Origin of the sequence: Phycicoccus elongatus Lp2 (assembly GCF_000367525.1) — a bacterium.
In the GTDB taxonomy this organism is placed as follows: Bacteria; Actinomycetota; Actinomycetes; order Actinomycetales; family Dermatophilaceae; genus Phycicoccus_A; species Phycicoccus_A elongatus.
This window is the reverse complement of record NZ_HF570956.1, coordinates 26,226-44,946: the sequence shown is the minus strand read 5'-3', so window position 1 is coordinate 44,946 and position 18,721 is coordinate 26,226. Positions and strand designations below refer to the sequence as shown.

Here is an 18,721-nt window from a genome sequence, read left to right as displayed (position 1 = left end):
CGCCGCCGTCGCCGCGCTCGTCGCCCAGCTCGACACCCGCGGCCTGTCCCTGCGCGCCGCAGCCGAGCTGACGGGCATCCCCGCCACCACGCTCCTGGGCGTCCTGCGCGGCGACCACTGGCCCGACGCGCTCACCATCGCCAAAGCGGAGACCGCGCTCGACGCGACCCTCTGGCCGCGCCGCGACTGACCCGCGACGCCCTATCTGCTGTCCGTATCCGTTCATGCGACGGACCGTGTCAAGCAGGGTGGACACCCTGTTGACGTCAACAGGTTGACCCGCCCGGGCGCGGACCTGTAGGCAAGCCCTCGTGCAACACGTCCCGCCCGCCGCCGCGTGGACATGCATCGACTGCGCCGCACCCGTCACCGGGCGACGACATCGCTGCGACGAGAATTGGGCCGCCCACCGGCGAGACCAGTTCAAACGCGGAAGCGCCGACTACCGCAACCGCAAGAAGGCCCTCGACAACCCCGTTGACGTGGACGAGCTGAAAGACCTTCTGTCCGCCGCGCGAGGCGCGATCGAGGAGGCAGGCGACGAGCGCCGCGACATCTACGTGGCCCTCGTTGAAGTCGATGAGTTCCTCGTCCAGATGTACCGGATCCTCTACGCCGACGACTGAGACCGCGGGCACGGTTGCACCGTTCCCGCGCCCCTGGCTACGTTCTGCCCTCGTGGACACGCGACGACCGTAGGCCCCGACCCCGGGGCCGCCCCGACCCCGGAAGGCCATCGTCGTGCGTCCCGTTCCCGCACCCTCCTGCACCCACACCTGCTGCGCCCACATTCCCGCCTGGACCGCCCGCGCCGGCCAACCGTGGCGCCCCCTCCCGCACGCCCCGTGGAACCTCTACAACGCCCTCTGGCGCGCCCAGCACGCCTACCTGACGCGGCGGGAACGCAAGGCCCGCTCGTGACCGCGTGGAGGCCGCGCGGCCAACGCAAGGGGATCACGGGCATGCCGGTCATCCCGCCCCCCGACGGGGACTTCACGGCCGCGCATGTCGTCGTGACCGTCACCTGGCCGGGCGGGTCGAAGACGGGCTGGATCGAATGCCCGCTCTGCTGCGCGGCCCCCGTCGCGGTGACCCGGTTCGAGGACATGGCCTACTACGACTTCGGCGGGTTCGGCAGGGTCGCGATCCCCCTCACGCCCGCCGGGTTCGAGGAGCAGTGGCTCGCCTGCTTCCCCAGCGATACGGACGAGCGTTGGCTCGAAATGCTGCACGCGTTCCGCGAGCAGGGGTACGCCGTCGTGCGTGACGAGATTGCCTGCCCGTTGGAGGACTGAGTCAGTCGCCTCCCACCACCTTCGTCAGGGTGGGGTTGTCCCATCCGGTAACCGCGCCGACGGTGTTGAGGAGGACGTCCGCGATCTCGTTGGCGCGTGCGGGCTGATCTTCGCGGGCTCGGACCATCGCGAGTAGCTGCGCCCCCGTGACGAGGCAATGGTCGCGGGCCGTCGAGTAGGCCAGCATCTGCGACGGGAACGCCGGCTGGTCACGCTGATCGGGTGGGGTGTCCTTCCACGCGTTGACGACAAGTACGCCCTTCACGTCCGCGCCGGAAGTCTTCTCCTCTGATACCCACTTCTCCAGTTGCGCCGCGTGCTTCTCTGCCGCGCTACCTTTCACTCCTTTCACCTCCGCGACGAGCCTGCGCCCGTCACGCGCCGCTCGCACGTCCGCGCGACCCCGGATTGGCGGCTCGAGGGTGAACCCGAGCAGGGTCAGCGCCTCCCGGACCTGATGCTCAAGCGGCTCGCCCGTGCCGGCGACGAGAAGTTTCCACGCGTCTTCCTGCGCTTGCTCCTCAGCGAGCGCGTCAACGGTGCGCTGATGCCGTTCCACCAGGGCCTGCGCCTTCCGAATCTTCTCGTCGCGGGCCTCCTGCCCCTCGAATACAAAGTCCTTCGTCCAGGAGGCGGTTTCGATCGCGGACTTCCGCGCCAGGGACGCAATCCATTCAAGGACGGATTCGTCAGCGGTTCGTTCCCGATCAGTCCAGTCCTTCGCGGTCAGCTCGTCGTCACTGCCGTGACCAACCCTGTCTTCGTCCTCCTCGTCCTCCTCGTCTTCGTCATTCGAGTCTTCCGTCGGTCGCCAGAACGACGGGAGCAGGACGAGCAGCCCGTCGCCCACTTCGGCGTAGCCTGCGACGGGCTTGTCCGTTCCCTTGACGCGCATGAGGACCTGCAACCCGTCCGCGTTGTCCAGCGTCCGTCGGTACGCCCAGAAATCGCTCGTCTCCCGATATAGAGGCGCGACCGTCCCGTCGACCGGCTCGATATCTAGCCCGGACGTGGAGAGACCTCCGCACGAAACGGTCAGACAGTCCAGCAGATCGAAGGTACCCAGAATGTCTGTCGTCTGACGGTTCCGGCCCGTGCCTGAGTGTTCCTGCTCGCCCGTGTAGACGTTAACGGCCATGTCCCCGGGGAGATAGACCACCAACGTGCGGCCCAAGTTCAGGAACTCGCGAATCTCACGACCGCGCCGTTCCGCGTCGCGCATGGCGGCCGCGGACGTTCCGCGGTTCAATGAGCGGCGACCGTCGAAGGTGTTGTAGTCGAAGCTGTACGTGTCCAGGGAGCGTGCCGGGTCCCAGAACACAATGTCGTAGTCGAAGAGCGACACGGCACCCTTGAACTGATACTCGTCGGCAGTGATCTTCACGCAGGCGTCCAGGGACAGGACACGCAGGCCGCTGGCGTGAGGGTCACCCCAGGCCACAGAATCCTCCCGTCAGGGTGTTGACGAGCGACCGGGTCAGCAACTCACTCGCCCTCACGCGTCGGGCGCGGCGGCGGGTCCTGACCCTTCTTAATCGTGTCGAACTCGGACACGGTCGTCTCAATACGGGCCGGGGGTTGCGGGGGCGGAGGTGGTTGTTCCTCGTCCGAGTTCACTCGGGCCCGTCCTCTCGGATCGGTTGTGGACCCCGATTGAACACGGTCGGGTCCTTGGATTCCTTGACACGGTCATACTCCGGCTCGTCCGTGACCATTCTCTGGATCTCCGGGCTTGGGGCAGCGTCCGGCTGCGCGGCGTCCTCGTCGGACATGATTCGGTTCCTTCCGTTGCTCAGTCATGCGGATATCGCAAACGCTGCGACCATCGTTAGTGCGAACATTAGGGCGAACGCGAAGTACGCACGGGTAAGCCACTCCATCCGCTCGTTCGCGTCTTTGGCTGCGTGGTCCAGCGGCGAGGAAGCGTTGAGATCCTTCGCGTTCAGCATGTCGACCGCGAACTGGCTCGGTGGCAAAGGGACACACTGTGCGTCGTCGTGGCGCTTCGCGAACTTGCGGAGCGCGGCAATGGACGGCATTCCCTTCTCTCGCTCACGCGGCTTGAGGACCACAACGCACAGGACCACCGTCACGAGGCCCGCGGTAAGGACCAGGCCGAGCAGGACTGCCTCCCACGTCCCGTGCCGCGCAGGGAGTGCCTTCGGCGCGAAGGACACGACCGCACCGGTTGCCGCGATCACTGTCGCGGCGGCCTTTTGCGCGGAGTCGGTCCGCTTCTCGTGCTGTTCGAACAGCCAGCGAGCTTGCGACAGGATCTCGGCCGAGGTCTGCCAATCGACTTCCCGGTCATAGGGAGCCTGTTGCGGCTTACCCGCAGCGGCGGAGTCGCCCATCAGTAGTTCCCGGCCTTCTGGGAGTCGTAGAGCGCGCGCGCGTCTTTGGCTGTGGCGACGGCGTTGCGGACGGTCTCGTCTTTCAAGTCGAGGACACGCGACTGCCCGTCGGTTACGGAGATGGCTTCGATGCGGTGGAACTCGTTGCCGTATTCGGCGGCGAACGCTGCGAGGCCGCGGAGTTTGGGGAGCGCGTCGGACAGGTGGTGCCCGTGGGGGTCCACGATGGATACGCGTACGTTCCCGCCCGACCCGGCGCGGTCGAAGAACACGAAGTCGGGTCGCATGGTCCGCCATTCGTCGGACGCGTCCTTGTACGCGATACCGAGGGAGTCCTGGGAGGAGCGGGCGGGGTTGCGGTACCAGGCGAGCGCCCGGGCGCGTTTCATCTCCTTGTCGAGGACGCGCGTTTCGAGGTCGTTCAGTTCCCCGACCGGGTACAGGCCGTCCTCGTTCGAGAGGAGGTGCCGGTCTCGGGTGGGCATCTTTACGGGTTCGGCGCCTTCGCTCGCGGGCGGGTACGCGGTTTCCACGAGAGTGTTCTTCGGTCGGGTCAGGGCCATGCGTTGCGGGTGCGCGGACATGGCCTTGATGTCGTTGTAGACCGCCTGCCGCTCGTCGGTCAGGTCCTTGAACGCGACCCGGTACTGGTCGAACCATTTCGCGGCGAGCTTGGCCGCGGCCGTGTCGAGGTCCTCACGGACCTCGGGGACGAGCGCGAGGGCGGCGACTTTCACGTACGCGTCGCGGAGCCCGTCGTCGTCCGTGTTCTCGTCGTCGGGTCCGGCGAGCCGGTCCGCGTACGTCCCGGCAAGGTCGGGCGAGAGGACCCGGCCGGCCTGCCGGAACGCGTCGCGGATGGAGCGGTCGTCCGCGGTTTCCGCGAACCGCTCATACGTGAGTTCCTGGCCGGCGGAGCCGGTGACGGACTCGCCGTGCACGGTCCAGATCTCCTTGACCGCGTCCGCGAGCTCGGTCGCGTACCGGGCTGCGCACCCGTCCAGGACGGCGTGGAGCTCCTGGTGTGCGTCCGCTCCCGCGTCGGGTCGGAGCCCGTCCTGGGCGAGGGCGTGAGCGAGGGCGGTGAGCCTCTTGACGGGTTTGGCGGTCCTCCGCGGTAGTGACTGGGACGGGAGCGCCTCGAGCGCGTCCCAGACGGCCTCCTCGATCGCGCTGTTCGGGGTCATCGTCTGCGGGTCGATGAGGACGCGCCGGCCGCCGCCCCCGTCGGGGAAGTCGTCCAGCGCGCCGGTGAGGATCTGCACGACCGTGGCCGCGGTCTTCCGGTCGAAGAACGGCAGGATGCATTCGACGGAGTTGAGCGCGTCGTTGCCGGGGATCCGCATCGCCAGCGGGGTGCGGACCATCCGGCCGAGGAGCTGGGTGATGTGGGTCGCGTCCTTCGCCGGCCGGAACGACATGAGCACTTCCGCGCGGGGGCAGTCCCACCCCGTGCTGATCCCGTCCTTCGCGATCAGGACCCGCACGCTCGTGTCGTCCTGCACCCGCTCCGGGGAGACGTACCGGACGGAGTACGGCCCGTACGTCGCGGTGGTGTGGTCCCCGAGGACGTGCGCGACCGCGTCCCCGGTCAACGCGGGCCATTCCGCGAACACGACATCCAACGCCCGCGCGATCGTGTCCGGGTCGGGGGTGTTCGGGACCTGCAGCACCATGAGCGGGACGACCGGGCCGGTGCCGCTGCCCTCGCCCGTCTCCCCGCCCTGAGTGGCGGCGTACTCGGCCCAGTCGGCCGTGGACTGCCTGATCTTGCGGGTCGCGCGGGTGAGCAGGACCGTGTCGAACACTCCGGTCTCGGCGGGAATGTCGAGAACGATCGTGTCCTTCAGCAGCCCGGACGCCTGCACCAGCACCGGGTCCACGAGGACCTTGTCGAGCTCGCGCCGGGACGTGGCGACGTGCGCGTCCTTCATCGCCTCCTCGAACCGGGCGACGGTCGCGGAGATGCCCCACACGACCGGGATCGCGGGCACGTCCGCGTGACCGTTCACGAGCCGCCGCACGATCGTCGGCTTGTCCGACGACGCGCGTGTCCCGAACCCGCGGTGCGCCTCGTCCAGGACCAGGTACAGGGTCCGGTTCGGGTCCGCGATCGTGTTCGCGATCGTGTCCCAGATCGTGTACCCCTGCAGGTCTGGCCGGGCCGACGCGCGCAGCTCGGGCAGCCGCGCCTCATCCTCGTCCTTGTCGTCTTCCCCGTCATGGCCGCGGGTCAGCAAAGACGACCGCGTGAGCTTGCCCGTGTTCAGGAAGTACACCCGACCGGGCGCGAGCTTCTCCTCACTGAACGGGTGCGCAATCGTTCGTAGCCGCGAGTGGGTGAGCTGATCGGACGCGGCCATCAGACGGAACCGGGTCTGCTCGTTCAGGTTCGGGTCGTCGGAGAACCAGAGCACGACCGCGGTCTCGTCCGCGGGGAAGTCGAACTCGTCATCCCCGAAGAACAGCGCCTCGATCGCGGCCGCGGCCATGACCGTCTTTCCCGCCCCGGTCGTCGCCGTCAACGCGAACTGCGACGTCTTCCTCAACCTCGGGTTGTGGAACAGTTCGCGTGCCTCCGCGAGGTTCGCGAGCACTTCGCGGACCGCGTCGGCCTGGTAGTCCTTCAGCGTGTACCGCACGGCTCACTCCCTGCCCGTGTTGATCTCGAAGTTCCTCAGGTACGACTCGTACAGCCGTACCGGCTCAACCCGTTCGGGCAGGCCCGCGCACACCATCTGGAACCGCCGGTCATCGTCGGTCACGACGAACACGGTCCATACCGACTCGCTGTGCGTGACCGCTGCGAGGAACCCCTTTGCCCGGTCGAGATTCGCCAGCACCCCGTACGTGTCCGCAACATCCCAGCCGGCCTCCGGTAGGACGTCGATGCGCCGACCCTGCGAGCCAGCCCGCATCCACAGCAAGGGCGCGACCGCGGCGAAGTCACGGTTCCGAGCGACACGCCACGGCGTCTCGTACGTGAGCGTGAAGAACTCTACGTTCTCCTCGAACCCCTCGCTCATCGGGAACTCGTCCGTGAACTTGTAGTCACCCTTCACAGCATCGCCGTCGGGAGTGACCCCGGTGACCGCCGCCCGGATGCGCGGCTTGGTGATGAAGTCGCAGATGCCCTGAGACTCCCACTCTCCGTCACCTGGTCGCAGCCTCTCTCGTCGCAGATCGACTTGCTGTTCCGCGTCGACTTCATTGTTTGTGACGCTGACAGATCTGCGCGTTCCGCCATCCTGTCGGTTGAGTCGCATGACCGCGTGGGCTGTCGTGCCACTCCCTGCGAAGAAGTCAGCGATGACCGCACGAGGCTTGTCTTGAACGAAGAATCGCAACGCGTCTTCGATTGCGTAGAGACTCTTCGGGAACGTGAAGGATCGTCCCGGAATCAAGAGACGGTTGATGCGAGAGCCGCTTTGATCAGCGTCATGGGATGGCATGGACCAGTGCGTCTTAGCGTTCACGGCAGCGCGGATATCGTCACTCCAAACGAGGTCCGCGTAGCCGGCTGTGGTGCTCCCCCGAGAAACGATTGCGCCCTCGTCAATCTTGCGAATCTCGGACTCCCGGAGGTACTGGACGGTTCCCGTTCCTCGATGCTCGGCATAACGGAGGTAGCCGAGGCGCAGCAACTCCCGGGAACGCTCGGGATTGCACTCGTACCTTCCCTGACTCCCATCCTGCCGAATGGGGTATGTGGGTTGAGCACCAGTGATGGCAGGCTCGTCACCTGGGTTCTCATCGCTGGAGAGAGCGTCACCGATGTGGACAATGGCTCCATCGCTGTTGACGTAGACAGGATAGAAGCAACCTGGGCGGTCGCTCCGGGAGTTTCCTACTCCGCGTCGACGGAGGCTGTTCCAGATCGCGCGTCTTTTCACAGGCGCATCTGCCGAACGCGTCATGTCCGTTATCCAGCGTCCGGGCGACGCGGATCCGATCATCACGAAGTAGACGTACTCGTCGGTCCGCCAGAACATGTTGCGGCGCTGGGCGCCGCTGGGATTGATGACGCTAGAGATCATCTGAACACGAGCGTCAGGGAACGTCTGCTGGAGCAGGAGTCCGAGTCGGTGCACTTCCTTCTCGTCAATCGTGACGATGAGGACGGAGTCCTCGGGATTCAGTAAGTCCTTCGCGAGCTGGAGTCGGCGTTCCATGAACGCGAGCCATTTCGAGTGACGGTAGAGGTCCTCACCGTCCACGTAGTCGTTGTTGTACTTCCAGTCCTTCGCGCCCGTGTTGTAGGGCGGGTCGATGTAGATGCAGTCGACCTTCCCGCGGTGGGTGTAGAGCAGGGTTTGGAGGGCGTGGTAGTTCTCGGCGTTGATGACCGTGTGGAACGGCTTGTCGCCGCCGCGTTCGACCCGTCCGGTGGAGCGCAGCCCGGGGTAGATCGGGTCGCGGAACTCCGCGACGACGACCAGGTCGTCCACGAGCGCGGTCGCGGTCTCGCCGGCGTCCGCTGCCGCCAGTTCAAGGCGGGCGACGCGTTCCCCGTCGACGGCCTCGATCCGTGCGACCCGCCACAACCGCTGGTCCCCGCGACAGGTCTCGCCTCGCGGCGGGAGAACCCGCACCTTGTCGCCCTTACGGACGGGACGACCAGGCAGCTCGACCGCTTCCGGCTGGTGCCGCTCAAAGTTCAGGCCGAACGGGCGCCGCTCCTGCAACACCCGAATCTCCGCCTCAAGGTCAGCGCCGAGCGTCGGGTCATTCGCTTTCGCTTGCGCGATCAAATCGGTCAGGCGCGACACGTCGTCGTGGTCCTCTTCTGGGCGGCAGGGCGGGCAGGGTCTTGCTCGGGAGTCTAGGTAGGCGCACCGACGGGTATCGGCCGACGTGCCCGACATAAGGCGGGACTACCCAGATGAGGCTGAAGCATCTGCCGCCATCAGGACGCCACGACCACCACGCAGCACACCCCACCTCGGTCGCCGACACCCGTCCTGACCAGCGCAAACACGTCCGCAACCTGTCGAAAACCCTGCCCCCCGCGGCGACCCGCGCGGCCGGAATCACGACTTCAGGTCACACAGACCCAAAGTCCTGACCAGCCAGAACGCCTGGACAGACCACGCCGCGCCCGACCCCCGCCTTGTTGCGAAAACCGCCCAATCCTGTTGCAACGCCCCAAACCCCACAGCCGCCGACCTGCAGCTTCACGGTTTCAGACACCTCCTACAGGCCCTCGTCGGCGGCGGCGCCGACGACGGCGTCATTGTGTCAGGCGGTGCTGTGTCAAGCAGTCCGGTGTCAGGCAGTCCCGCCGGGGTCGGCCACCGTGGCCATGACTCGGCGATACGCGTCGAAGTCGCGGCGCTCACCGGGTCCGTTGACCAGGGCCCAACGGATGACCCGGTCCGCGTCGACCAAGAAAGTCCCCCGCACGGCAAAACCCCGCTCGTGCAGGATCCCCAGGCTGGCGGCGACCCCACCGTGCGGCCAGAAGTCGGAGAGCAGCGGGAAGAAGTAGCCCTCCTTGTCCGCCCAGGCCAGCAGCGAGGGCGTCGGGTCGCAGGAGATCGCCCAGACCTGGACCCCGTCGTTATCGAAGGCTCCGAGGTCGTCGCGGATCTCGCTCAGCTCGCCGGTGCAGATGCCGCTGAACGCGAAGGGGTAGAAGACGAGGAGCACCGGCCGCTCGGCCACGGCCTCCGACAGGGTGCGTTGCGTGCCGTTGTGATCCGGGAGGGTGAAGTCGGGCACGACATCGCCGACCCCGAGCGGGTGGACGTGGTGAACGGGCGCCTCGGGCATGCCGAGAGTCTGTCACGCCCGTGGAGTTGCGCCCGCGACCGATCAGCGCCGGACGGAGCCCCGAGGGGGCGCAAGCTTCACACCGCGCCAGTCATCGGAGAGGTTGAACGGTCCTCCCGGATGGAGCCCGGCGGTGCGTGCTGCCTCCTCGATCTCACTGGCCTCCACGGCGTCAGCGGTATGCCGCGGGGTCAACAGGGCGACGTAGCCCCCGTCGTCGAGCAGGCCGACCAGGTCGACGAGCGCATCGGTGAGGTCTCCGTCACCGCCGCGCCACCACAGCAGGGCCGCATCGATCTCGCCGGTGTACCCGTCGTCCTCCATCGGTGCGCCCAGTCGCTCTTCCACCGCCGCCCGGAAGTCGTGGTCCACGTCGTCGTCGTAGCCGAGTTCCTGGACAATCCGGTCGGGCGCCAGGCCCAGCCGATCGAGCACGCCACGAAGGTCGCCGCTCGGGGCGGGTGTGGAGGCGTTCACGGTCGGTGGCCGTCGGTCAGGGCGATGTCCACGGATGACAGTCCATCCCCTGGCGCGGGGTTCGCGCAAGGTGTTCCCTCGGATCGGCGGGCGGCGCTGGTCCGCTGCGACTCCTCATCCAGGAAGGCCTCGGCGTCGTGGAGCGACAGGTGAGGGATGACGATGCCGATCGGTCCGGGCGTGCTCACCAGGCTGACGGCCGCCAGGTCGCGGCGGGCGTCCCACGGGCCTTGCATAACCTTCATCGACTGGACGCGCGCGTGGGGCACGGCGGCGGCGCGGCGACTGTAGCGCCCCCTCCGCACCAGCACTCCGTGCCCGGACACCGTGTAGCCGCTGCGACGCCACGACAGCGGATCGAAGAGCCGCGCGCTAGGCGAGGCCGTCACCCAGTTGGCCTCTCCCCCGTCGCCCAGGGCCGCTGTGCGCAGGTGGTCCGGCGACAGGGCCGGGTCGACGAGGGTGAGGACGGTCAGTGCCTCATCCAGGGTGCCGACGGGAAGTAGGACCGTCTCGTTGGTCAGCTCGGAGTCGTCGCCGTGGATGCCCGCGACGTTGACCCGGGCCCGCCACCACCCCATCGGCCGCCACATCATCGGCTGGACGATCTCGAGGGCCTGGACACGCCGCAGCGGCACCGTCGTCGTGCGATGGTCGGTGAGGCCGTGGAGGATCCGCACGGAGCGACCCTGATCGGTCAGGCGGAAATTGCCGTGTTTGAGGACTTCACGCACGCGCGTGGAGAGCAGACCGAAGAGCATCGGCACCAGCCCCGGGAGCGCGACGACGATCCCGCCGAAGGGGCCCCACTCGTCCGGGATGACGGTGAGTGCCGCGATGCCCCACGCGAGCCCGGCCAGGACGAGGAAGACCACTCCCGGGTGGCAGAGGCTGGCCAGCACGAGCCGCAGGTTGGGCACCTGCACGACCAGGCGCCCGGTGTCCGGAGCCAGGCCCAGCAGGTCACCGGGCAGCGAGCCGTACGGTCCCTCGGTGCCCCCGGGGGCGGACCGCACCACGCCGGTCGGGGCGCCCCCCTCGTCGGCCGGCCCCGCGGCATACCCCTCGAGGCGGGAAGCGGCGCGCTGGATGCGGTCGCGCACGTCGTGCGCCCGCGGGAGCGGCAGGTAAGCGAGGGTGACGTTGGAGTCCTTGCCTCCGGCCGATTGCACGACGACCTTGGCCAGTCCGAGGAGTTGGGCCACGAGCGGTCGGGAGATCTCGACGGCCTGGACGCGATCGAGGGGCACCTGACGCTGCTGCCGGAAGATCCAGCCCTGACGCAGTTCGACCTGGTGCTCGGCCACCCGGAAACGCGTGAAGCGCCAGCTCATCCACGCCGCCCCGATCGCTGCGACGATCACCAACGCCAGGATTCCCAGCGAGACCCACGGATGGGACAGGATTCCCTCGACCTCGTCGGGTTGGCCGCTTGAGTCACGCCACCTCCCGGGGCTGACGAAGTTGCCGACCCGGCTCACCAGTTGGGCACCCATCCAGCTGACGACAGCGAGCAGGACGACCCCACCACGCAGGATCAGCGAGAGGGGCGAGAGTTGCTCCCACCCCTGCTCGGCGACCTCGTCGGAGCCCGGTTCGGTCACAGCCCGGCCCGCTGGGTCTCACCACGCGCCGACAGTCGGGCGCGCAGGTCCTCGGCGATCGGGACCTCGAGGCCCGAGATCGTGGCCGACGTGGCGGGATTGGCCGTGTGGAGCTGCAGCGTGGAGAGACCGAAAGCGCGCATGAGCGGCCCGGACTGGACATCGACGAACTGCAACCGCCCGTAGGGGACGCTGACCAGCGAACGGATCAGCCGACCCTTGCGGATCACCAACTCCTCCTCCAGCTCGATCCAGCTGATGGCGCTGACCTGCCGCACGATGACCCACGCGATGATCGCGGCGGCGACCATGAGGGCGAGGGTGCCGAGCCAGACCCACGGCGTGACGAGCACCGCCAGGACGATCGTGGCCACCAGCGGCACCACCAACGACACGGCCAGGGTGATCAGTCGGACCTTGACGAGAGCGGGTGAGACCGAGCGCCAGCCCAGGTCGCCACCACGCAGGGTCACTCGGGGCGCTGGGTCGGCGTCGAGGTCACTCATGGGACAAGCCTTGCACGGCTATGGTGCGGCCATGGGCCGGGTCACGACGCGAGTCCCCCGCTTGCGGGTCGACGTGGGCAGCGGGGTCGAGTCCTCCCGCCCGGACACAGTCCTGGTCGAGGAACCGCTCGAGGTGCGTGTCGAGGGCGAGGCGCTCGCCACGACGATGCGCACGCCGGGCGACGACTTCGACTACGCGATCGGGCACCTGCTCACCGAGGGGCTCATCCACTCGGCCCACGAGGTGGCCGCGATGATGCACTGCACGGATGTCGACGCCTCGGGGGTCGCGACCTTCAACGTCGTCGACGTGACCCTGCGCCCCGGTGGCCACCTCCGGGCCCGCCCCAGGGCACGCACCGAGACCATGACGAGCGCCTGCGGCGTGTGTGGGTCCCAATCGGTCGACGACGTCCGCTCCGCTCTTCGGTATGCCGCGGAGCCCGGTCGCGCTCGGATCTCCCCCGCGGTGGTGGCGGGCCTCCCGGACACCTTGAGGTCCGCCCAGAAGACCTTCGAGCGCACCGGTGGAGCCCATGCCGCGGCCCTCGTCGACACCGCCGGAGACCTGCGGGTGGTGCGGGAGGACGTCGGCCGGCACAACGCCGTCGACAAGGTGATCGGGGCGCTGGCCCGTGACACGGACCCACCCTTTGGCGACCTCGTGCTCGTCGTGTCGGCCCGCGCCAGTTTCGAATTGGTCCAGAAGGCGGCGATGGTCGGCCTGCCGGCCCTGGTCGCCGTCGGTGCGCCCTCGTCCCTGGCGATCAGTCTGGCCCAGGAGGTCGGGATGACGCTGGTGGCCTTCGCGCGAGGCACGACCTTCTCGGTGTATGCGCACCCGGAACGTCTCGTGGCCGGACCGGATGTGACGCAAAACATCTGAGGGAGCAAGATGGGATCCACTGCTGCCCCTAACGACGACCCAGGAAGGTTCGACGTGGTCAACCGCGAAGACGCCAGCCCGATCCTCAACGGCATCCCCTCCCACCTGCCGGACATCGACCCGGCCGAGACGTCCGAGTGGCTGGAGAGCTTGGACGCGGTCATCGATGGTCCCGGTCGGCAGCGTGCCCGATATCTCATGCTGCGCCTGTTGGAGCGCGCGCGCGAGATGCAGGTCGGGGTGCCGTCGCTGACGACGACGGATTACATCAACACGATCTCGCCGGAGCAGGAGCCGTGGTACCCGGGCGACGAGGCAGCCGAGCGCCGCTTCCGCGCCTACCTGCGCTGGAATGCGGCGATGATCGTGCACCGGGCCCAGCGGCCCGGCATCGGGGTCGGTGGCCACATCTCGAGCTATGCCTCGGCGGCCACCCTCTACGAGGTGGGCATGAACCACTTCTTCCGGGGCAAGGACCACCCCGGTGGTGGCGACCACATCTTCTTCCAGGGCCATGCCTCCCCCGGCATGTATGCCCGGGCCTTCCTCGAGGGCCGGATCAGCAGCGATCGCCTCGACGGCTTCCGCCAGGAGCACAGCCACCTCGTCGACGGCAAGCCGTTCGGGCTGCCCTCCTACCCGCACCCACGCCTGATGTCGGACTTCTGGGAGTTCCCGACGGTGTCCATGGGTCTTGGGCCGATGAACGCGATCTACCAGGCACAGTTCGACAAGTACCTCCACAACCGGGGCCTCAAGGACACCAGCCAGCAGCACACGTGGGCGTTCCTCGGCGACGGGGAGATGGACGAGGTCGAGTCGCGCGGCGCGCTGCAGTGGGCTGCGGGCGAAGAACTCGACAACCTCACCTTCGTCGTCAACTGCAACCTGCAGCGCCTCGACGGTCCGGTGCGCGGCAACGGCAAGATCATCCAGGAGCTCGAGGCCTACTTCCGCGGTGCCGGCTGGAATGTCATCAAGGTCGTCTGGGGCCGCGGCTGGGACCCGCTGCTGGCCGCCGATGGCGACGGCGCCCTGGTCCACCTCATGAATGCCACGTCCGACGGGGACTACCAGACCTTCCGCGCCAATGACGGCAAGTACGTCCGCGACTTCTTCTTCGCGCGCGACCCGCGCACGCGGCGCATGGTGGAGAACTGGTCCGACGAGGACGTCTGGTGGAAGCTCAAGCGCGGCGGTCACGACTACCACAAGGTCTACGCGGCCTACAAGGCAGCGACCGAGCACACCGGGCAGCCCACGGTCATCCTCGCCAAGACGATCAAGGGCTACGGCCTGGGCACGAGCTTCGCCGGCCGCAACGCGACCCACCAGATGAAGAAGCTCACCCTGGCCGACCTCAAGAGCTTCCGCGACAGCCTGAAGATCCCGATCTCGGACGAGGTGCTCGAGGCCAACCCCTACCTGCCGCCGTACTACAACCCCGGCGCCGAGGACGAGGCCGTCGCCTACGCCCTCGAGCGGCGCGGGAAGCTCGGCGGCGGCCTGCCGAGTCGGCGCACGACGCACATCCCGCTCCACCTGCCCGACGACAGCGCCTACGCCCAGGTCAAGAAGGGCTCGGGCAAGCAGAACGTCGCGACGACGATGGCCTTCGTGCGGCTGCTCAAGGACCTCATGCGCGACAAGGAGTTCGGCCCTCGCATCGTGCCGATCATCCCCGACGAGGCGCGGACCTTCGGGATGGACTCCTTCTTCCCGACGATCAAGATCTACAACCCCCACGGTCAGCGCTACACCTCGGTCGACGCCGACCTGATGCTCGCCTACAAGGAGTCCAAGGAGGGCCAGATCCTCCACCTCGGCATCAACGAGGCGGGCTCGACGGCGGCCTTCACCGCCGTCGGCACGTCGTACGCGACGCACGAGACGCCGATGATCCCGATCTACATCTTCTACTCGATGTTCGGGTTCCAGCGGACCGCCGACTCGATCTGGGCGGCCGCCGACCAGATGACGCGCGGATTCCTCATCGGCGCGACCGCCGGCCGCACGACGCTCACGGGCGAGGGCCTGCAGCACGCCGACGGCCACAGCCACCTGCTCGCGGCCACCAACCCGGCCGTGCGCGCCTACGACCCGGCCTTCGCCTACGAGATCGCGCACATCATGCAGGACGGTTTGCACCGGATGTACGGCGGCGGCGACTTCACCCCCGACGAGCGCAACGTCATCTACTACCTCACCGTGTACAACGAGCCGATGCCGCAGCCTGCCGAGCCGGCGGACGTCGACCGGGAGGGGATCCTGCGCGGGATGTACCTCTACGCCCCGGCCATCACCGACGGCCTGCCAGGCGACGCGCCCCGTGTGCAGTTGCTCGCGTCGGGAGTCGGTATGCCGTGGGCCCTGGAGGCACAGGAACTGCTGCGTGACGATTGGGGCGTGGCCGCCGATGTCTGGTCGGTCACCTCGTGGAACGAGCTGCGACGTGATGGTCTGGCGTGTGACCAGCAGGCCTACCTGCACCCCGACGCCGAGCAGCGGGTGCCGTGGGTGACCCAGAAGCTGCAGGGGACGCAGGGACCCGTCGTGGCCGTCTCGGACTGGATGCGGGCCGTTCAGGACCAGATCCGTGAGTGGGTGCCCGGTGACTACGGCTCACTCGGGGCCGATGGCTTCGGCTTCTCCGACACCCGACCGGCGGCGCGCCGGGTCTTCCACATCGATGGACCGTCGATGGCCGCGAAGGCGCTGCAGATGCTCGCCGACCAGGGCAAGGTCCCGGCCGACGCCCTCGCCCGGGCGATCGAGAAGTACAAGTTGCACGATGTCACGGCCGGCACGTCGGGGAACTCGGGCGGCGACGCCTGACCTGCACCAGCCGTGCCCCTCACGGATGCCGCGGGCCCACCTCAGTGGTGGGCCCGCGGCATACGTCATGGGTGGGGGTCGAGGGCGGGCAGCTCAGACCGAGCGGACCTTGATCATCGCTCGCTCGGGGCGACGAGTTGAGGCCGGCCTCGCGGGCACGCTCGATGACATCGTCGGGGATGGAGACATTCACGCGGGCCAAGCACACCGATTACACACGACCGTCGCGACCCACCACAGATTTGTGGCTATGCAGACCTCCGTATACTCTTGCATCGTGTCCAAGGTCCTGACTTCCCTGCCCGTCGGCGAGCGCGTCGGCATCGCCTTCTCCGGAGGTCTCGACACCTCCGTCGCCGTCGCCTGGATGCGCGAGAAGGGGGCGATCCCCTGCACCTACACCGCCGACCTCGGGCAGTACGACGAGCCCGAGATCGACAAGGTGCCGGGGCGCGCCTTCGCCTACGGCGCCGAGCTCGCCCGCGCCGTCGACTGCCGCGCGGCCCTGGTCCAGGAGGGCCTGGTCGCGATGAGTTGCGGCGCCTTCCACATCCGCAGCGGTGGTCGCGCCTACTTCAACACCACTCCCTTGGGCCGGGCCGTCACCGGCACCCTGCTCGTGCGCGCGATGCACGAGGACGGCGTCGACATCTGGGGCGACGGCTCGACCTACAAGGGCAACGACATCGAGCGGTTCTACCGCTACGGCCTGATCGCCAACCCTGCGCTCCGGATCTACAAGCCGTGGCTCGACGTCGACTTCGTCCAGGAGCTCGGCGGCCGGCACGAGATGAGTGCCTGGCTCACCGAGCGGGGGCTGCCCTACCGCGACTCCCAGGAGAAGGCCTACTCCACCGACGCCAACATCTGGGGCGCGACCCACGAGGCCAAGACCCTCGAGCACCTCGACGTCTCGCTCGAGACCGTCGAGCCCATCATGGGCGTGAAGTTCTGGGACCCGAGTGTGGCGATCGAGACCGAGGACGTGACCATCCGCTTCGAGCGTGGCCGCCCGGTCGCGATCAACGGCCAGACCTTCCCCGACGACGTGGCCCTCGTCCTCGAGGCCAACACGATCGGTGGCCGCCACGGTCTGGGCATGTCCGACCAGATCGAGAACCGGATCATCGAGGCCAAGTCCCGCGGCATCTACGAGGCCCCGGGCATGGCGCTGCTGTGGCTCGCCTACGAGCGCCTCCTCAACGCGATCCACAACGAGGACACGATCGCCAACTACCACCTCGAGGGGCGCCGCCTGGGCCGTCTCCTCTACGAAGGCCGCTGGCTCGACCCACAAGCCCTCATGATGCGCGAGTCCATCCAGCGCTGGATCGCCTCCGTCGTCACCGGCGAGGTCACGATTCGCCTGCGCCGCGGCGAGGACTACTCGATCATCAACACCGCCGGACCCGCCTTCTCCTACCAGCCTGAGCGGCTCTCGATGGAGCGCACCGAGAGCGCCGCCTTCGGCCCGAGCGACCGGATCGGGCAGCTCACCATGCGCAACCTCGACATCGCCGACACCCGCGACAAGCTCGAGCTCTACGCGCAGCAGCCGGTCAACGAGGGGCAAGTGCTCGTCGAGCACGGCATCCTCCTGGGCGCCCTCCCCCCGGGCGGACGCGACCAGATCATCGAGGGCTCCGACGAGGAGACCGAGCAGGAGCGGGCCGTCGTCTTCGTCGACGGAGCCCTGGGCCACGACTGACCCTCGGGCGGGCACCACCTCCCCATCGGACTCGCCTAGGGTGGTCGATGCACACGTTGTCGCATCAGGGGGTCGACCGATGAGCCAAGCGCATTCCGCGCCCACACCCGAGCAACCGTTCGAGGGCGAGGACCCACCCAAGGGGTCGGTGCCGCCCCCGCAACGCTACGAGGCGCCGGCGCCCCCCGAGCGGGCCGAGGTCCCCGCGGATGAACCCGGCTCGTCGGCGCTCTCCTCGACAGAGAAGCGCGTCCTGGCCGTCGCGGGGCCGATCTCGTTCATCCTCTTCATGCTGTGCGGTCTCGCCTTCGGCGGCTGGTACTGGTCGTGGATCTTCTTCATGATCCCCGGCGTGCTCTACAGGTGGTTCCACGCCAACGACGAGAACTGACTCGTCGCCGCTGACTTTGTGCGCGGCATACAAATAGGCTGGTGGCATGCCCGCCGCCCGCCATGGCCTGTCGCGCTCGACGGTCCGCGCGATCCGGGACGAGGCAGGTGCCCTGGGGGCGGCCTCGGTCGCCCGACTCTCCGCCACCCATGAGTGGTTCCGGGCGCTGCCCGCGGACCAGAGTTCCTGGGTGGCCCTGGTCGCGCACAGCGGGATCGGCGGCTTCACGGCCTGGCTCGATTCCGCCGACGAGGGGCTCGACGTCACGGCCGACGTCTTCGGCACGGCGCCGCGCGAGCTGACCCGCTCCATCAGTCTGGCGCAGACACTCGACCTGCTCCGCACGGTCGTCGACGTCGTCGAGGAGGAGACCGAGGCTCTGGCACCGGTCCGCGAGCGCGCCAAGGTCCGCGAGGCGGTGCTGCGCTACAGCCGCGAGGTGGCCTTCGGCGCGGCGACCGTGTACGCACAGGCCGCCGAGTCCCGCGGCGCGTGGGACGCGCGGCTCGAGTCGGTCGTCGTCGACGCGGTGCTGCGCGGTGAGGCCGACCAGTCCATGCAGTCGCGTGCGGCCGCACTGGGATGGGGTCAGGTCCACGACGTCGCCGTCATGGTCGCGGCCGCCCCACCGGGAGAGGCACAAGCGGTCGTCTCGGCACTCCACCGGGCGGCACATCGGGTCGGCGTCCAACTGCTCGCTGCCGTCCAGGGGGGTCGCGTGGTCGTGATCCTCGGCGGTGTGCCAGATCCGCTCACGGCCGCGACGGGTCTGGTGCCCACGCTCGGCGAGGGCCCGGTGGTCGTCGGCCCTCGCGTTCCGCACCTGTTCGCAGCCGGCCGCAGCGCGCGCGCCGCACAGTCCGGGTATGCCGCGGCGCCGGCGCGCGCCGGCG

The 18,721-nt window shown here is 68.3% G+C and carries 18 protein-coding genes; 9 read left to right on the top strand and 9 right to left on the bottom strand.

Annotation, left to right across the window (positions count from 1 at the left end; translation table 11 throughout):
* The 4 genes from BN10_RS17025 to BN10_RS00195 all read left to right on the top strand — a co-directional run.
* Positions 1 to 190 (top strand): helix-turn-helix domain-containing protein (locus tag BN10_RS17025; RefSeq protein WP_040750254.1); only part of this gene is annotated, 190 nt, incomplete at its 5' end.
* A 121-nt stretch (positions 191 to 311) separates the two neighbouring features.
* Positions 312 to 626, top strand: a complete 315-nt coding sequence (locus BN10_RS00200) for a hypothetical protein (RefSeq protein ID WP_010849113.1) — start codon at positions 312 to 314, stop codon at positions 624 to 626.
* Positions 627 to 741: 115 nt separating this feature from the next.
* Positions 742 to 921 carry a hypothetical protein gene (locus BN10_RS15980; RefSeq protein ID WP_010849112.1) on the top strand — a complete coding sequence of 60 codons (180 nt, stop codon included), beginning with the start codon at positions 742 to 744 and terminating at the stop codon, positions 919 to 921.
* Entirely contained in the window at positions 918 to 1,295 is a 378-nt protein-coding gene (locus BN10_RS00195) for a hypothetical protein (RefSeq protein ID WP_010849111.1), read from the top strand. Before BN10_RS15980 ends, BN10_RS00195 begins: the two co-directional genes overlap by 4 nt.
* Before the next feature lies 1 nt (position 1,296).
* Here BN10_RS00195 and BN10_RS00190 read toward each other — a convergent pair whose 3' ends face one another.
* The 9 genes from BN10_RS00190 to BN10_RS00155 form a co-directional block, all read right to left on the bottom strand.
* Positions 1,297 to 2,679: a hypothetical protein gene (locus BN10_RS00190; RefSeq protein WP_156917073.1), complete on the bottom strand. Its 1,383-nt coding sequence runs from the start codon at positions 2,677 to 2,679 to the stop codon at positions 1,297 to 1,299.
* Between the two features lie 229 nt (positions 2,680 to 2,908).
* Positions 2,909 to 3,067: a hypothetical protein gene (locus BN10_RS16540; RefSeq protein WP_010849109.1), complete on the bottom strand. Its 159-nt coding sequence runs from the start codon at positions 3,065 to 3,067 to the stop codon at positions 2,909 to 2,911.
* A 24-nt stretch (positions 3,068 to 3,091) separates the two neighbouring features.
* Positions 3,092 to 3,649 (bottom strand): hypothetical protein, encoded by a 558-nt coding sequence (locus BN10_RS00185; RefSeq protein ID WP_010849108.1) that lies wholly within the window; start codon positions 3,647 to 3,649, stop codon positions 3,092 to 3,094.
* Positions 3,649 to 6,291, bottom strand: a complete 2,643-nt coding sequence (locus tag BN10_RS00180; protein WP_010849107.1) for a DEAD/DEAH box helicase family protein — start codon at positions 6,289 to 6,291, stop codon at positions 3,649 to 3,651. The genes BN10_RS00185 and BN10_RS00180 overlap by 1 nt, the downstream gene beginning before the upstream one ends.
* Positions 6,292 to 6,294: 3 nt before the next feature.
* Positions 6,295 to 8,418 (bottom strand): site-specific DNA-methyltransferase, encoded by a 2,124-nt coding sequence (locus BN10_RS00175; RefSeq protein WP_010849106.1) that lies wholly within the window; start codon positions 8,416 to 8,418, stop codon positions 6,295 to 6,297.
* A 499-nt stretch (positions 8,419 to 8,917) separates the two neighbouring features.
* Positions 8,918 to 9,421 (bottom strand): peroxiredoxin, encoded by a 504-nt coding sequence (locus tag BN10_RS00170; protein WP_010849104.1) that lies wholly within the window; start codon positions 9,419 to 9,421, stop codon positions 8,918 to 8,920.
* A 42-nt stretch (positions 9,422 to 9,463) separates the two neighbouring features.
* Positions 9,464 to 9,898 (bottom strand): DUF3052 domain-containing protein, encoded by a 435-nt coding sequence (locus tag BN10_RS00165; protein ID WP_010849103.1) that lies wholly within the window; start codon positions 9,896 to 9,898, stop codon positions 9,464 to 9,466.
* Complete coding sequence (locus tag BN10_RS00160) at positions 9,895 to 11,502, bottom strand: PH domain-containing protein (protein ID WP_010849102.1); 1,608 nt, start codon at positions 11,500 to 11,502, stop codon at positions 9,895 to 9,897. The genes BN10_RS00165 and BN10_RS00160 overlap by 4 nt, the downstream gene beginning before the upstream one ends.
* Positions 11,499 to 12,008 carry a PH domain-containing protein gene (locus tag BN10_RS00155; protein WP_010849101.1) on the bottom strand — a complete coding sequence of 170 codons (510 nt, stop codon included), beginning with the start codon at positions 12,006 to 12,008 and terminating at the stop codon, positions 11,499 to 11,501. Before BN10_RS00155 ends, BN10_RS00160 begins: the two co-directional genes overlap by 4 nt.
* Positions 12,009 to 12,039: 31 nt before the next feature.
* On the opposite strand from BN10_RS00155, the gene fdhD reads away from it, so the two are divergent.
* The 5 genes from fdhD to BN10_RS17020 all read left to right on the top strand — a co-directional run.
* Positions 12,040 to 12,894, top strand: a complete 855-nt coding sequence (gene fdhD, locus BN10_RS00150; protein WP_010849100.1) for a formate dehydrogenase accessory sulfurtransferase FdhD — start codon at positions 12,040 to 12,042, stop codon at positions 12,892 to 12,894.
* A gap of 54 nt (positions 12,895 to 12,948) precedes the next feature.
* The gene (gene aceE, locus BN10_RS00145; RefSeq protein ID WP_010849099.1) at positions 12,949 to 15,729 is read left to right on the top strand and encodes a pyruvate dehydrogenase (acetyl-transferring), homodimeric type; all 2,781 of its coding nucleotides are present in this window, start codon (positions 12,949 to 12,951) and stop codon (positions 15,727 to 15,729) included.
* A 277-nt stretch (positions 15,730 to 16,006) separates the two neighbouring features.
* Positions 16,007 to 17,437 (top strand): argininosuccinate synthase, encoded by a 1,431-nt coding sequence (gene argG, locus BN10_RS00140; RefSeq protein WP_010849098.1) that lies wholly within the window; start codon positions 16,007 to 16,009, stop codon positions 17,435 to 17,437.
* Between the two features lie 79 nt (positions 17,438 to 17,516).
* Positions 17,517 to 17,828 (top strand): hypothetical protein, encoded by a 312-nt coding sequence (locus BN10_RS00135; protein ID WP_010849097.1) that lies wholly within the window; start codon positions 17,517 to 17,519, stop codon positions 17,826 to 17,828.
* Positions 17,829 to 17,874: 46 nt separating this feature from the next.
* Positions 17,875 to 18,721, top strand: an 847-nt coding sequence (locus tag BN10_RS17020) for a hypothetical protein (RefSeq protein WP_051369580.1), incomplete at its 3' end; no start/stop codon positions are given.

Coding starts and splice junctions, on each gene's coding strand:
- BN10_RS00170 (WP_010849104.1), bottom strand. CDS start 9,421: ATGCCCGAGGCGCCCGTTCACCACGTCCACCCGCTCGGGGTCGGCGAT.
- BN10_RS00135 (WP_010849097.1), top strand. CDS start 17,517: ATGAGCCAAGCGCATTCCGCGCCCACACCCGAGCAACCGTTCGAGGGC.
- BN10_RS00185 (WP_010849108.1), bottom strand. CDS start 3,649: ATGGGCGACTCCGCCGCTGCGGGTAAGCCGCAACAGGCTCCCTATGAC.
- fdhD (WP_010849100.1), top strand. CDS start 12,040: ATGGGCCGGGTCACGACGCGAGTCCCCCGCTTGCGGGTCGACGTGGGC.
- BN10_RS16540 (WP_010849109.1), bottom strand. CDS start 3,067: ATGTCCGACGAGGACGCCGCGCAGCCGGACGCTGCCCCAAGCCCGGAG.
- BN10_RS00155 (WP_010849101.1), bottom strand. CDS start 12,008: ATGAGTGACCTCGACGCCGACCCAGCGCCCCGAGTGACCCTGCGTGGT.